At 68.5% G+C, this 13080-nt stretch carries 15 protein-coding genes; 12 read left to right on the top strand and 3 right to left on the bottom strand.

Annotated elements, in window-relative coordinates; genetic code table 11:
* Positions 1–6: 6 nt before the first annotated feature.
* Entirely contained in the window at positions 7–756 is a 750-nt protein-coding gene (locus AC6LJ5_RS15020; RefSeq protein WP_103274092.1) for a glutamine amidotransferase, read from the bottom strand.
* Positions 757–921: 165 nt separating this feature from the next.
* Between AC6LJ5_RS15020 and AC6LJ5_RS15015 the strand changes: the two genes are divergently transcribed.
* The 3 genes from AC6LJ5_RS15015 (at position 922) to AC6LJ5_RS15005 (ending at position 3583) form a co-directional block, all read left to right on the top strand.
* On the top strand, positions 922–1359 hold the full coding sequence (locus AC6LJ5_RS15015) for an NfeD family protein (RefSeq protein WP_103274093.1): 438 nt from the start codon (positions 922–924) through the stop codon (positions 1357–1359).
* A gap of 81 nt (positions 1360–1440) precedes the next feature.
* Positions 1441–2367, top strand: a complete 927-nt coding sequence (locus AC6LJ5_RS15010) for an SPFH domain-containing protein (RefSeq protein ID WP_103274094.1) — start codon at positions 1441–1443, stop codon at positions 2365–2367.
* Positions 2368–2392: 25 nt separating this feature from the next.
* Positions 2393–3583: a GGDEF domain-containing protein gene (locus tag AC6LJ5_RS15005; RefSeq protein WP_498140884.1), complete on the top strand. Its 1191-nt coding sequence runs from the start codon at positions 2393–2395 to the stop codon at positions 3581–3583.
* Between the two features lie 193 nt (positions 3584–3776).
* Here AC6LJ5_RS15005 and smpB read toward each other — a convergent pair whose 3' ends face one another.
* Entirely contained in the window at positions 3777–4271 is a 495-nt protein-coding gene (gene smpB, locus AC6LJ5_RS15000; RefSeq protein ID WP_283093843.1) for an SsrA-binding protein SmpB, read from the bottom strand.
* 178 nt (positions 4272–4449) lie between these two features.
* On the opposite strand from smpB, the gene AC6LJ5_RS14995 reads away from it, so the two are divergent.
* The 7 genes from AC6LJ5_RS14995 (at position 4450) to AC6LJ5_RS14965 (ending at position 9970) form a co-directional block, all read left to right on the top strand.
* The gene (locus AC6LJ5_RS14995) at positions 4450–4884 is read left to right on the top strand and encodes a type II toxin-antitoxin system RatA family toxin (RefSeq protein ID WP_103274097.1); all 435 of its coding nucleotides are present in this window, start codon (positions 4450–4452) and stop codon (positions 4882–4884) included.
* Positions 4874–5206 carry an RnfH family protein gene (locus AC6LJ5_RS14990; protein WP_103274098.1) on the top strand — a complete coding sequence of 111 codons (333 nt, stop codon included), beginning with the start codon at positions 4874–4876 and terminating at the stop codon, positions 5204–5206. Before AC6LJ5_RS14995 ends, AC6LJ5_RS14990 begins: the two co-directional genes overlap by 11 nt.
* Positions 5207–5427: 221 nt before the next feature.
* Positions 5428–6582 carry an acyl-CoA dehydrogenase family protein gene (locus AC6LJ5_RS14985; RefSeq protein ID WP_392412879.1) on the top strand — a complete coding sequence of 385 codons (1155 nt, stop codon included), beginning with the start codon at positions 5428–5430 and terminating at the stop codon, positions 6580–6582.
* The gene (locus AC6LJ5_RS14980; protein WP_498140883.1) at positions 6579–7757 is read left to right on the top strand and encodes an enoyl-CoA hydratase/isomerase family protein; all 1179 of its coding nucleotides are present in this window, start codon (positions 6579–6581) and stop codon (positions 7755–7757) included. The genes AC6LJ5_RS14985 and AC6LJ5_RS14980 overlap by 4 nt, the downstream gene beginning before the upstream one ends.
* Before the next feature lie 123 nt (positions 7758–7880).
* Positions 7881–8735: a 3-hydroxyisobutyrate dehydrogenase gene (gene mmsB / locus AC6LJ5_RS14975; protein WP_498140882.1), complete on the top strand. Its 855-nt coding sequence runs from the start codon at positions 7881–7883 to the stop codon at positions 8733–8735.
* A gap of 13 nt (positions 8736–8748) precedes the next feature.
* Positions 8749–9171: a PaaI family thioesterase gene (locus tag AC6LJ5_RS14970; RefSeq protein ID WP_498140881.1), complete on the top strand. Its 423-nt coding sequence runs from the start codon at positions 8749–8751 to the stop codon at positions 9169–9171.
* A gap of 109 nt (positions 9172–9280) precedes the next feature.
* Positions 9281–9970 (top strand): VIT1/CCC1 transporter family protein, encoded by a 690-nt coding sequence (locus tag AC6LJ5_RS14965; protein ID WP_498140880.1) that lies wholly within the window; start codon positions 9281–9283, stop codon positions 9968–9970.
* 87 nt (positions 9971–10057) lie between these two features.
* Here AC6LJ5_RS14965 and ygfZ read toward each other — a convergent pair whose 3' ends face one another.
* Entirely contained in the window at positions 10058–11059 is a 1002-nt protein-coding gene (gene ygfZ / locus AC6LJ5_RS14960) for a CAF17-like 4Fe-4S cluster assembly/insertion protein YgfZ (protein WP_498140879.1), read from the bottom strand.
* A 193-nt stretch (positions 11060–11252) separates the two neighbouring features.
* Here ygfZ and mltG point away from each other — a divergent pair, with 193 nt between their 5' ends.
* Positions 11253–12422 carry an endolytic transglycosylase MltG gene (gene mltG, locus AC6LJ5_RS14955; RefSeq protein WP_103274104.1) on the top strand — a complete coding sequence of 390 codons (1170 nt, stop codon included), beginning with the start codon at positions 11253–11255 and terminating at the stop codon, positions 12420–12422.
* On the top strand, positions 12419–13042 hold the full coding sequence (gene tmk, locus AC6LJ5_RS14950) for a dTMP kinase (RefSeq protein WP_498140878.1): 624 nt from the start codon (positions 12419–12421) through the stop codon (positions 13040–13042). Before mltG ends, tmk begins: the two co-directional genes overlap by 4 nt.
* Positions 13043–13080 lie beyond the last annotated feature (38 nt).

The following is a 13080-nucleotide window of genomic DNA, read 5'->3' as shown; positions in this document are numbered from 1 at the left end:
CTCCGCTTATTGCGGACGGCTGGCGGCGGGGGCGCAGAGATCCAGGAAGCGGCGCAGCAGCCCGCCGGCGACCGGCGTGGCGCGCACATTGGCGGCCAGGCCGGGCACGTCCAGGTTTTCCGCCATGTACTTGCGCTGGTAGCGTTCCAGGTGGGCGCGCACGAAGTCCGGGCCGAATTCGGGGTGGAACTGGGTCGAGAACACGTTCGGGCCGACGCGGAACATCTGGTGCGGATCCTGGTCGGACCGGGCCAGCACGGCCGCGCCCGGCGGCGGTTGCAGCACGGTCTGCGCATGTAGCATCTGGGCCGGGAAGCTGGCGGGCAGGCCGTCCAGCAGCTGGTCGCCGGCCGCCGGCGGCAGCAGCTCCACGGTCTGGGTGCCCAGCTCGCTGCCGGTGGGGTTGTAGCCGACCTTGCCGCCCAGCGCATGGGCCAGCAGCTGGTGGCCGTAACAGACGCCGAACATGGGCAGTCCGGCGGCGGCGGCCTCGCGCAGCCAGGCGGCGGTGTCCTCGCTCCAGGGCTCGCGGTCGGTGACCATGGCGGGCGAGCCGGTGATCAGGGCGGCCCGATAGTATTGCGGTGCGCGGGGGCGCGCGCCTTCATGCACCGGCACCACCTCGACCTCGCCGGCCTCCAGGCCCGCCGCCACGGCGATCTGCTCGGCATAGCTGCCGAACCGTTCTTTCAGGGAGGGTTCCGGATCTCCGGTGTGCAGGATCAGGACGGGTAGGGCGGGGGGCGTTGCGGTCATAAGTCCATATATTGAATACACGCTGCCCGTGCGGAACAGCGTCTGCCATAGCCGCATCATAATCCAGCGCCAGACTGGGCACGGGCGGCGACGTGCACGCTCCGTCCCGGAAATACGTACAATCCGCTGGATATTGACATTCTTTCCTGAGGCGGACCGGACAATATGTGGATATGGCTGGGATTGGCCGCGCTGGCGCTGATTGGCGAACTGGCGACGGGAACGTTCTATTTGCTGCTGGTGGCCCTGGGCCTGGCTGGCGGCGGCGTGGCGGCCTGGCTGAACGCCGGCCTGGAATGGCAGTTGCTCGCCTGCGGCGTCGTGGTGCTGCTGGGGCTGGTGATCTTGCGCAAGACCCGCGTGCTGAAAAAGCGCGAGGTCGACGCGGCCAGCAATGCCGACGTCAACCTGGACATCGGGCAGATCGTGTCGGTGGAAGCCTGGTCCGACAACCGCACGGCCCGCGTCTGGTATCGCGGCGCTCACTGGCAGGCTGAACTGGCCGAGGGGCACGCGCCCCATGGCGGCGAGCATGTCATCACCGAATTGCGCGGCACGCGCCTGGTGCTCACGCCCAGGAACGCATCCGGCGGCGCGCGCTAGTCCCGGTCCGGCGGGGCCGGCCAGGGGCGCCTTGCGCGAGCGGAGCGTCCGGGCAACCAACCAAGAAGAGGGATACACACCATGATCGAAACTTCCACCATCGTCCTCGTCGTCATCGTGGCGCTGGCGATCCTGATCGTCATCAAGGCGATCGCCATCGTGCCGCAGCAGCACGCCTGGGTCGTCGAACGCCTTGGCAAGTTCGATCGCGTGCTGTCACCCGGCGCCGCCTTCGTCATCCCGTTCATCGAGCGCGTGGCCTACAAGCACTCGCTCAAGGAAATCCCGCTGGACGTGCCCAGCCAGGTCTGCATCACGCGCGACAACACCCAGCTGCAGGTCGACGGCGTGCTGTACTTCCAGGTCACGGACCCGATGCGCGCGTCCTACGGCGCGTCGAACTACATCCTGGCGATCACGCAGCTGGCGCAGACCACGCTGCGCTCGGTCATCGGCAAGATGGAACTGGACCGCACCTTCGAAGAGCGCGACGCCATCAACAGCACCATCGTGTCCTCGCTGGACGAGGCCGCGCTGAACTGGGGCGTGAAGGTGCTGCGCTACGAGATCAAGGACCTGACGCCGCCCAATGAAATCCTGCGCTCGATGCAGGCGCAGATCACGGCCGAGCGCGAGAAGCGCGCGCTGATCGCCGCGTCCGAAGGCCGTCGCCAGGAACAGATCAACATCGCGACCGGCGAGCGCGAGGCCGCCATTGCCCGCTCCGAGGGCGAGAAGCAGGCCCAGATCAACCAGGCCCAGGGCGAGGCCGCCGCCGTGCTGGCGATCGCCGAAGCCACCGCCAAGGCGGTGACGCAGGTGGCCGAGGCGGTGCGCCAGCCCGGCGGCATGGAAGCCGTCAACCTGAAGGTGGCCGAGCGCTATGTCGAGGCCTTCGGCAACGTGGCCAAGCAGGGCAACACGCTGATCCTGCCGGCCAACCTGGCCGACGTGGGCGGCATGATCGCCTCGGCCATGACCATCGTCAAGGGCACCAAGACCGGCTGAAGACCCGCCCGCGGGCGCTTGCAAGATGATCGCTCCCGTCCATTTGCTATCGATCGCGGCGCTGGCGGGCTTGCTGTCCTTGTGCGTGCTGGGATCGCTGGCGCGCAGCGGCATGGCCGGCATCGGCGAGAGCATCCGGGCCAACCTGCTGACGCTGGCGGCTTTCGGCGGATATGCGTTGCAGGTTACGGCCGCGCCCTTGTGGTTGTCCGTGCTGCTGCCCAATGCGCTGGTCGCATTGGCGCTGTGCTGCTATTTCACGGGCGTGCGGCGCATGATGGGGCGCACGGTGCCGCGGCGCCTGATGGCGCTGTCGGCGATCGCGGCCTTGCTGGCGGTCGCGGCGTACACCTATGTCGAGCCGCGCGTGGCGCTGCGCATCTCCGCCATGTCGCTGCTGCAGGCGGGTTTCATGCTGGCCACGGCCGCGACGGTGCGCGGCGGCATGCCGCAAAATCGTTCGCGCTACGCCTATTGGTTCGTCTGGACGGTGGCCGCCGCGTCGGCCGCCGTTTGCGGGCTGCGCGCGGTGCTGTACATGACGGGCGTGGCGCATACCTGGGCGCTGCTTGAAGCCACCACCTGGAATGTCGTCTTCCTGACGCTGGGGCTGTTGACGCTGCCCTGCCTGATGCTGGGCACCATCATGATCATCCACGACCGCATGCTGGCCGAGCGCGAACAGGAAGCGAACACGGACTTCCTGACCGGTCTCCTGTCGCGCAAGGCCTGGTGGCTGCAGGCCGAGCGCTACTGCGCCCAGGCCCTGCGCACGCGTCGGCCGCTGACCCTGCTGCTGTTGGACATCGATCATTTCAAGCGCATCAACGACCTGCACGGCCATGCCGTGGGCGACGCCGTGCTGCGGCACTTCGGCCTGCTGGCGATCGCCACGCTGCGTTCCAGCGACCATGCCGGCCGCGTCGGGGGCGAGGAGTTCGCGGTGATGTTTCCCGACTCGCGCGGCGAGGCTGTGATGGAGGTGGCGGGGCGCTTGCTGGAATCGGTGCGGCGCACGCCTTGCGGCCATGGCGGCGGTGCGATCTCGTACACGTTCAGCGCGGGCGTGGCCGAGTGGATCCCGGGCGAGAACCTGCAATCGCTGTTCGAGCGCGCCGACCGCAAGCTGTACGCGTCGAAGGCCGCCGGGCGCAACCGCATCAGCGGGCCGGGCGTCGAAGCCGAGCCGGCCGAGCGCGCGGCGATAACGGCCTGAGCGGGACCGGGCCTGGGGCCGGCAAGCGCTGCTAGTGTGCTGTCCCGCAGATACGCCCGCACGAAATCCACCCCTAGCCGCCATGGCGTCGTTGCAAATCCTCGCGATACCTACGGGTATCACTGCGGTTTGCGCCTAGCCCTGACGTCTATGGATGAATTTCGTCATGCGGACGTACCTACGGGACAGCACACTAGTTGTCCTTGCGGCGCGTGTCGTGCTTCATCAAGCGCTCTTTCTCGCGCTGCCAATCCTTCTCGCGCGAGGTGTCGCGCTTGTCGTAGAGCTTCTTGCCGCGGCCGAGCGCGAAATCCAGCTTGATGCGGCCGTTCTTGTAGTGCAGGTTCAGCGGCACCAGCGTGTAGCCGCGCTGCTCGACCTTGCCGATCAGCTTGCTGATTTCCTCGGCCTTGAGCAGCAGCTTGCGCGTGCGCATGGCATCGGGATGGATGTGGGTCGAGGCCGTGGGCAGGGGGCTGACGTGCATCCCCAGCAGGAACAGCTCGCCGTCGCGCACGATGACATAGCTTTCCTTGAGCTGCACGCGACCGTCACGGATCGCCTTGACTTCCCAGCCCTGCAGGACCAGGCCGGCCTCGTAGCGGTCCTCGATGAAATAGTCGTGCGTGGCCTTGCGGTTGTCGATAATGCTCATAAAGCCTGTTCTGTTCTTCCCCCTGGCAAGCAGGAGTGGGTCTTTGCTCTGGGATTTTTCACCGGGGTTCGCGCCAGCGGGGCTGCAACGGCGTTTGCGTCGACGTCCGCACCGGAGTTTGCGTCAGTGCCCGCGCCACAATTTCGTCCCGGGTTGGGATCGACGAGCGGGACCGGTAAAATCTTGTCATTCTAGCCATTTGCGATAGTCGATGCACAAAGTACAACGATCCGTCCTGGTGCCCTACAGCGCCGCCCAGATGTTCGATCTGGTCGCGGACGTGGAAAAGTACCCGGAATTCATGCCCTGGTGTGGCGGCGCCGAGGTCCAGACCCGCGACGAGCATGGCATGCAGGCCTCCATCCTGATCAGCTTCGCGGGCATGAAGCAGCGCTTCACCACGCGCAACACGCACGTCTATCCCGACCGCATCGACCTGCGGTTGGTGGACGGCCCGTTCTCCAGCCTGGTCGGCCACTGGGAATTCCAGCCGCTGGCGGAAGACGCCTGCAAGGTGCTGTTCACCATGGAATACGCGTTCTCGAACCGGGCGCTGGAAATGGTGGTGGGGCCGGTATTCAACCGCATCGCCACCAGCTTCATCGATTCCTTCACCAAGCGCGCGCAGGCCAAGTATGGCGAATGAGGACATAGGCGTCAGCGTCTGTCACGCATTGCCGGACCAGGTCTGGACGCGGGTGCTGCGCCTGCCGGCCGGCGCGACGGCGGCCGAGGCCATTGCGGCCAGCGGGTTCGCCGCCGATTTTCCCCGCAACGACCCCTGGCAGGCCGGCGTGGGCGTGTTCGGGCGCGCGGTCAGGCCGGATACGGCCCTGAACGACGGCGACCGCCTGGAAATCTACCGTGGCCTGACCTTCGACCCGAAGGAATCGCGCCGCCGCCGGGCCGAGCACCGGCGCGCGCTGACGGCCAGGAACGGACGCGAACGGCCCGCAGGGCTGCTCTAGCGCCTGGGCGCCGCCCGGCGCCTCTGGCGACATTGTCGCTGCCGAGACAAATCCCGCCCGCGCTTCGGGCGTAACATGAACCCCGGTTGGGCGCCTCGCAGCGCCGTCAGGCGTGTTTGCCCTTACGTTTACGTCAACGTCATGTCAAAATCGGCGGGCTGACGTTCACGAGACGGCAGCGATGCCGACAGACAATACTCATACCACCGGGAGACTAGGCTGTGGACTTGGAACTGACCGACGAGCAGCGCGCGTTCGCGCAGGCGGCGCGTGACTACGCGCAAGGCGAGCTGGCGCCCCACGCGGCGCACTGGGACGCCGAGGGCATATTCCCGCGCGAAGCGTTCGCGCGGGCGGGCGAGATGGGCTTTTGCGGCATCTACGCCAGTGAAGAGATCGGCGGCCTGGGCCTGCCGCGCCTGGACGCCACGCTGGTGTTCGAGGAAATGGCGGCGGTGGATCCGTCGACCACGGCCTTCCTGACCATTCACAACATGGCCACCTGGATGGTGGGCCATTGGGGCCAGCCCGCGCTGCGCGAGGAATGGGGCCCGCAACTGGCCAGCGGCGAGAAGCTGGCTTCGTACTGCCTGACCGAACCGGGCGCCGGCTCCGACGCGGCCTCGCTGTCGACCCGCGCGCAGCGCCAGGGTGGCGACTACATCGTCAACGGCGCCAAGGCCTTCATCTCGGGCGGCGGCGATACCAATCTGTTGATCGTGATGGCGCGCACCGGCGGCGAGGGCGCGGCCGGCATCAGCGCCTTTGCCATTCCCGCCGACAGCGCCGGCATCAGCTATGGCCGCAAGGAAGAAAAGATGGGCTGGAACAGCCAGTCCACCCGGCCCATCGTGTTCGAGAACGTGCGCGTGCCGGCCGCCAATCTGCTGGGCAACGAGGGCGACGGCTTCAAGATCGCCATGAAGGGCCTGGACGGCGGTCGCATCAACATCGGCACCTGCTCGGTCGGCGCGGCCCAGGGCGCGCTGGACGCGGCCCGGCGCTACATGGACGAGCGCCGCCAGTTCAACCGCCGCCTGGCGGAATTCCAGGCGCTGCAATTCAAGCTGGCCGACATGGCCACCCATCTCGTGGCCGCGCGCCAGATGGTGCGCCTGGCGGCGTGCAAGCTGGACGGTGGCGCGCCCGACGCGGCCACCTACTGCGCCATGGCCAAGCGCTTCGCGACCGACATGGGCTTCCAGATCTGCCTGGATGCGCAACAGATACACGGCGGCTACGGCTACCTGCGGGACTATCCCTTGGAGCGTCTGGTGCGCGATACTCGCGTACATCAGATTCTGGAGGGGACGAATGAGATCATGCGCGTGATCATCGCCCGCCAGTTGTTGGAAAAAGGAGCCGACATACGATGACTGCACCGGTGCTGTTTGAAGAAAGGGCCGCTGCCAATGGCATGCGTTTCGGGATCGCGACGTTGAATTCGCCGCAGACCCTGAACGGCCTGTCGCTGGAAATGGTGGAACTGCTGGCCGCGCGCCTGGATGCCTGGGCGCGCGATCCCGGCGTGGCCCTGGTGGTGCTGCAAGGCGCGGGCGAGAAGGCGTTCTGCGCCGGCGGCGACCTGCACGGGCTGTACCGCAGCATGACCGAGAACGCCGGCAAGGGGCCCTGGGCCAACGCCTATGCGCGGCGCTTCTTCGAGCTGGAATACCGGCTGGACTACCGCATCCACACCTATCCCAAGCCCGTGCTGTGCTGGGGTCATGGCATCGTCATGGGCGGCGGCATCGGGCTCATGATGGGCGCCAGCCACCGCGTGGTGAGCGAGGCCTCGCGCCTGGCCATGCCCGAGGTGAGCATCGGCCTGTTCCCGGACGTCGGCGGCAGCTGGCTGCTCAACCGCATGCCCGGCCGCATCGGCATGTTCCTGGCGCTGACCGGCGCGCAGCTGAACACGGCGGACGCCTTCTTCGCCGGCCTGGCCGATTTCCGCCTGGACCATGCCGACTGGCCCAAGCTGCTGGAATCGCTGCAAGACCAGCCCTGGGCCGGGCAGGCGCAGGCCGCGCCGGACAGCGATGCGATCCCCCCGCGTTCCATCAATGACGGCCTGCTGCGGCGCGCGTTGACGGCGCTGGAGCCGCAGACGCCGTTGGACCCCGGCCATCTGCGCCAGCATTCCTTCCTGATCAACAATCTGTGCAGCGGCAACCGCCTCGACGAGATCTACGAGGAACTGGCGGCGCTGAAGGACCACGACGATCCCTGGCTGGCGCGCGCCGCGTCCACCATGCTGGCCGGCTCGCCCGGTTCTGTCCGCCTGTCGTTCGCGCTGCAGCAGCGCATGCGGCTGCGCTCGCTCGACGACGTGTTCCGCGCCGAGTACATCGCCGCGCTGGCTTGTGCCGCGCATGGCGATTTCGCCGAGGGCATCCGCGCGCTGCTGATCGACAAGGACAAGCGGCCGCGCTGGAACCCGGCGGTGCTGGACGTGGCCACGGACGCCTGGGTGCAGAAGTTCTTCGACGAACCCTGGCCCGAGGGCCAGCCGCATCCGCTGGACGACCTGGGCAAGGAAGGGCGCTAGGGCCGGCGAGCGGCCGCGTCCCCGGGACGCGGCCAGGCCGGCGGCAAGGCACGAGGCATTGAACGATTTCCCCCTACAAGCATCAGCAATAGCAATAGCAAAAGCAACAGGAGACAGGACATCATGAGCAGCATCGCGTTTATCGGCCTGGGCAATATGGGCGCGCCCATGGCGCTGAATCTGGTCAAGGCCGGCCACAGCCTGACGGTCTACGATCTGGCGCCCGCCGCCGTCAAGACGCTGACCGACGCCGTGCAGGGCGCCGACGTCGTCATCTCGATGCTGCCCGCCAGCAAGCACGTGGAAGGGCTGTACCTGGGCGAGGACCTGCTGGGCAAGATTCCGGCCAGCGCGCTGGTCATCGAGTGCAGCACCATCGCGCCGGATTCGGCCCGCAAGGTGGCGCAGGCCGCCGAGGCGCGCGGCATCGCCATGATCGACGCGCCCGTGTCGGGCGGCACCGGCGGCGCGGCCGCCGGCACGCTGACCTTCATCGTCGGCGGCCTGCCCGCCGCGCTGGAGCGCGCCCGTCCGGTGCTGGAAAAAATGGGCAAGAACATCTTCCACGCCGGCGCGGCGGGCGCGGGCCAGGTCGCCAAGATCTGCAACAACATGCTGCTCGGCATCCTGATGGCCGGCACCTCCGAGGCGCTGGCGCTGGGCGTGGCCAATGGCCTGGACCCCAAGGTGCTGTCGGACATCATCGCCAAGAGCTCGGGCCGCAACTGGGCCACCGAACTCTACAACCCCTGGCCCGGCGTGATGGAACACGCGCCCGCGTCCAAGGGCTACGCCGGCGGCTTCGGCGTGGACCTGATGCTCAAGGACCTGGGCCTGGCGGCCGAGGCCGCGCTGGCGGCGCGCGCCTCGATCCCGCTGGGCGAGCTGGCGCGCAACCTGTATTCGCTGCACAGCGCCGGCGGCTCGGGCAAGCTGGATTTTTCCAGCATCGTCAATCTGCTCAAGCGCGAGGACTGAGGTGAGCGCCGGCATGCATCTGGCGGACCCGCTTGAGCGGGCCCGCGCCAGCTTCGAGCAGCAGGGCATCATGCGCCTGCTGGGCGCCGAGCTAGGCTTGGTCGAGCCGGGCAGGGTGGAGATCACGCTGCCGTATCGCGCCGACCTGTGCCAGCAGAACGGCTATCTGCATGCGGGCATTTCCACCACCATCGCCGACACGGCCGGCGGCTATGCCGCCTTCAGCCTGTTCGAGCCGGGCCAGGATGTGCTGACTTCCGAGTTCAAGATGAACTTCCTGGCCCCGGCCAGGGGCGAGCGCTACACGGCCACAGGCCGCGTGGTCAAGCCGGGCCGGCGCCTGTCGATCTGCCAGGTCGAAGTCCATGCGCACGCGCAAGGCCAGGCCACGCTCTGCGTGATAGGCTTGCTGACCGCTGTGAGAGTAGAGCGGTAGACCCGCTTCGGTGTGTCGGCAGCGCTTCCCTGGAAAGGGGGCGCTGCGGGCCGCCGTCAGGCGCGCCTCTGGCGCGCCATGGGTCTTGTCACGGATCTATGAGCAAACCATGCCTGCAAAAGAGCATCACCGGATTTTCCGCAGCAACTGGCTGCGCGCGGCGGTATTGGGCGCGAACGACGGCATCGTGTCCACCGCCAGCCTGATCACCGGGGTGGCGGCGGCGCAGGCCGCGCATGGCGCCATCCTGACCTCGGGGCTGGCCGGCCTGGTGGCGGGTGCCCTGTCGATGGCTGCCGGTGAATACGTGTCAGTGCGTTCGCAGGCCGATACCGAGGCGGCCGACCTGCGGCTTGAACAGCGCTCGCTCAAGCGCAATTCCGGCGAGGAACTGGCCGAACTGACCGAGATCTATGTGCAGCGCGGGCTGTCGCCGGACCTGGCGGCGCAGGTCGCCAGCCAGCTGACGCATCATGACGCGCTGGACGCGCATGCGCGCGATGAGCTGGGCATCCTGCTGCACAACCGCGCCCGTCCGGTGCAGGCGGCCGTGGCGTCGGCGGCCTGTTTCGCGGGCGGCGCGGCCTTGCCCCTGGCGGTGGCGGCGCTTACGCCGACCGGACCGTTGATCTGGACCGTGACGGGCGCGTCCATCGCCTGTCTGGCCGCGCTGGGGGCGCTGGCCGCTGGCGCCGGCGGCGCGCCGAAGGGGCCGGCCGCCTTGCGCGTCACGATCCTGGGCGCGCTGGCCATGGCGGTCACGGCCGGCGTGGGCGCCTTGTTCGGCGTGGCCGTGTAGCGTTTTCCACGGATCGGGACGCAGGCGCGCGCCAGCAGGCACGCCTGCGCGACGCGCGTCCGGCAAACGCCCGCTTGGAACGCGTGTTTACTCAGGCTGGATGGAGTAGGGCAGCGGCGCGACCGCGATGCGCGGGCCGTCGGCCGCGCCCAGGCGCAGGTCGCCGGGCAGCGCGGCCAGCGCGATCTCGAACAAGGCGCTGACCGAGCCGGCATGGCGCGCCGCGTCGATCACGCGGCCCACGGGTTCGTCCGGCTGCGCGGCGTCATACACATCGACGTTCGCCAGCGCGCCTTCCTGGGCGCCCGCCTCGACGCGGCCGTAGGCCATGCGGCGCTTGACCGTGCCGCGGTAGTGGCTGCGCGCCACCACTTCCTGGCCGGGATAGCAGCCCTTGGTGAAGCTCACGCCCTGGATCAGTTCCAGGTTGACGGTCTGCGGAATGAACAGATCCTGGGTGGCGGCGCCGATCCAGGGGATGCCGGCGGCCAGGTCGGCCGCGCTCCAGGCGTCGGCGTCCGTCCGCGTCAGCGCGCCGGCCAGGGCGGAGGCGCCGGCCAGCTGCGCGTCCGAGGCGATCCACCACCAGCGCCGTTCGCCGGCCGCCGAGGGCGCGGCGATCCAGGTGCCCGACGGCAGCTCGGCGCGTTCCCAGGTCTGGCGCGGCAGCGGGCCGGCGGCGGCTTCGAGCGCGGCCAGCTGGGCGTCGTTGGCGGCGCGCACGCCGCAGGCGTGCAGCGCGGTCGCGGCCAGCTTGGCCTTGGCGCGCAGCACGAACATGGACAGGCGCTTGAGCAAGGCTTGCGACAGATCCTGGCGCAGCAGCGCGTACAGCTGCGGCGCCTCATCGCCGGCGCCCGGGGCGGCGCGCCACATCAGCAGCGTGGCCAGCAGCCGGCCCTTGGCGGTGCAGTAGCCGGCCAGGCGGGCGGCGTCGGCCGGTAGGCCGGTGACGTCCTGGGTCAGCTGGCCGTGCAGGAAAGTCAGCGCATCGGCGCCCGAGGCGGAAATGACCAGGAAATCGTCCAGCGGGGCGCAGGCGGCGCAACCTTCGGCGTTGGACGGAATCGAAGCTAGGAAATCGTGCATGGCGGCGTGTCTTGTGGCGGCCCGCGCAGGATGGGGCCGCATCGCATCTTCAAAGATCCGATGATAGCCGTCTTCGGTGCGGTTCTAGGCCAATTCCTCGCGCCGTCCAGGGGCGTGTCGCCTGCGTGGCGTACCATTCTGTCCCGATTTCCAGCGTCGGACCCGCGCGCGATCCATTAAACTTCCGGAACTTATGAAGAAGCGACTCCGTTCTTATTTCCTGTGGTCCCTGCTGCTCCTGGTGCTGGCCGCCGCGGCGGCCGTTGGCGGCGCCTGGCATTGGATGCATCGGCCCATGCAGCTCAAGGCCGACAGGATCGATTTCGTGGTGGATCCGGGCAGCAGCCCGCGCACGGTCGCACGCGCGCTGAACGCGGCCGGCGTGCCGGTCTGGGAGCCGGGTTTCGTCTGGATGGCGCGCCTGTCCGAGCAGGACAAGCTGATCAAGGCGGGCGGCTACCAGGCCATCAACGGCGATTCGCCGTGGCAGCTGCTGGAACGCATGGCGCGCGGCGATATGACCCAGCGCCAGATCACCTTCCTGGAAGGCTGGACCTTCCGCCAGATCCGTCAGGCGCTGCGCGAGCATCCGGACGTCAAGCAGACCCTGGGCGACATCAGCGACGAGGAACTGATGGCGCGGCTCGGCTCGGACATCAAGCATCCCGAAGGCCTGTTCTTCCCCGATACCTATATCTTCACGCCCGGCAGCACCGACTACGACCTGCTGCGCCGCGCCTACCAGGAAGGCCAGCGCATCCTGGACGACACCTGGGCCAAGCGCCAGGCCGACCTGCCCATGGCCACGCCCTACGAGGCGCTGGTGATGGCGTCCATCATCGAAAAGGAAACCGGCCACGGACCCGACCGCCGGCGCGTCTCGGGCGTGTTCGCCAACCGCCTGAAGATCGGCATGCTGCTGCAGACCGATCCCACCGTGATCTACGGCATGGGCGACGCCTACCAGGGCCGCATCCGCAAGCGCGACCTGCAGACCGACACGCCCTGGAACACCTATACCCGGCCCGGCCTGCCGCCCACGCCGATCGCGGCGGCCGGCCGCGCGGCGCTGCTGGCCGCGGTGCAGCCGGAACAGCACAAGTACCTGTTCTTCGTGTCCAAGGGCAACGGCACCAGCGAATTCTCGGTCAACCTGAACGAGCACAACCGCAACGTGTCGCGCTACATCCTGGGCCAGGGGCAGCAGGCGCAGCCCTCGCGGCCGGCGCAGCCCGCGCGGCCCGCCCAGCCGACGGAGCCGGCGCAGCCGCAGTCGCCGCAACAGGCGGCGCAGCCGCAATCAGCGCCACAGTCGCCGGCCCAACAGCCGGCGCAACCGGAACAACAAGGACAAGACGAATGACCTCGCGCGGACGTTTCATCACGCTGGAAGGCGTCGACGGGGCAGGCAAGAGCACCCACACCGGCTGGATCGCCGATTTCCTGCGCGGGCAGGGCCTGGAAGTGGTTGCCACGCGTGAGCCCGGCGGCACGCCGCTGGGCGAGAAGCTGCGCGCCCTGGTGCTGAACGACCCGATGGGCCTGGATACCGAGACGTTGCTGATGTTCGCCGCGCGCTGCGAACACGCGCGCCAGGTGATCGAGCCGGCGCTGGCGCGCGGCGCCTGGGTGGTCTGCGACCGCTATACCGACGCCAGCTATGCCTACCAGGGCGGCGGTCGCGGCCTGGGCGCCGAGCGCGTGGCCGCGCTGGAAGCCTGGATGCAGGCGGGCCAGCCCGACCGCACCTGGCTGTTCGACGTGCCGCTGGAAGTGGCGCGTCAGCGCCTGGCCGACGCGCGCGAACCAGACCGTTTCGAGCGCGAGGGCGCGGCCTTCTTCGAGCGCACCCGCGCGGCCTACCATGATCGCGCCAAGGCGGATCCGGACCGTATGCGCGTGATCGATTCCACCCGTTCCATCCCCGAGATCCGGGCCGAGCTGGAAGCCGGCCTGCTGGCCTTGATCGAAGGACGCGCATGATGCGCCTCGTCCATCCGCAGGTGCCCGCATGAGAACTG

This window comes from Achromobacter sp. 1011791174 (genome assembly GCF_059760925.1).
This window is presented reverse-complemented; position numbering and strand designations above follow the sequence as displayed.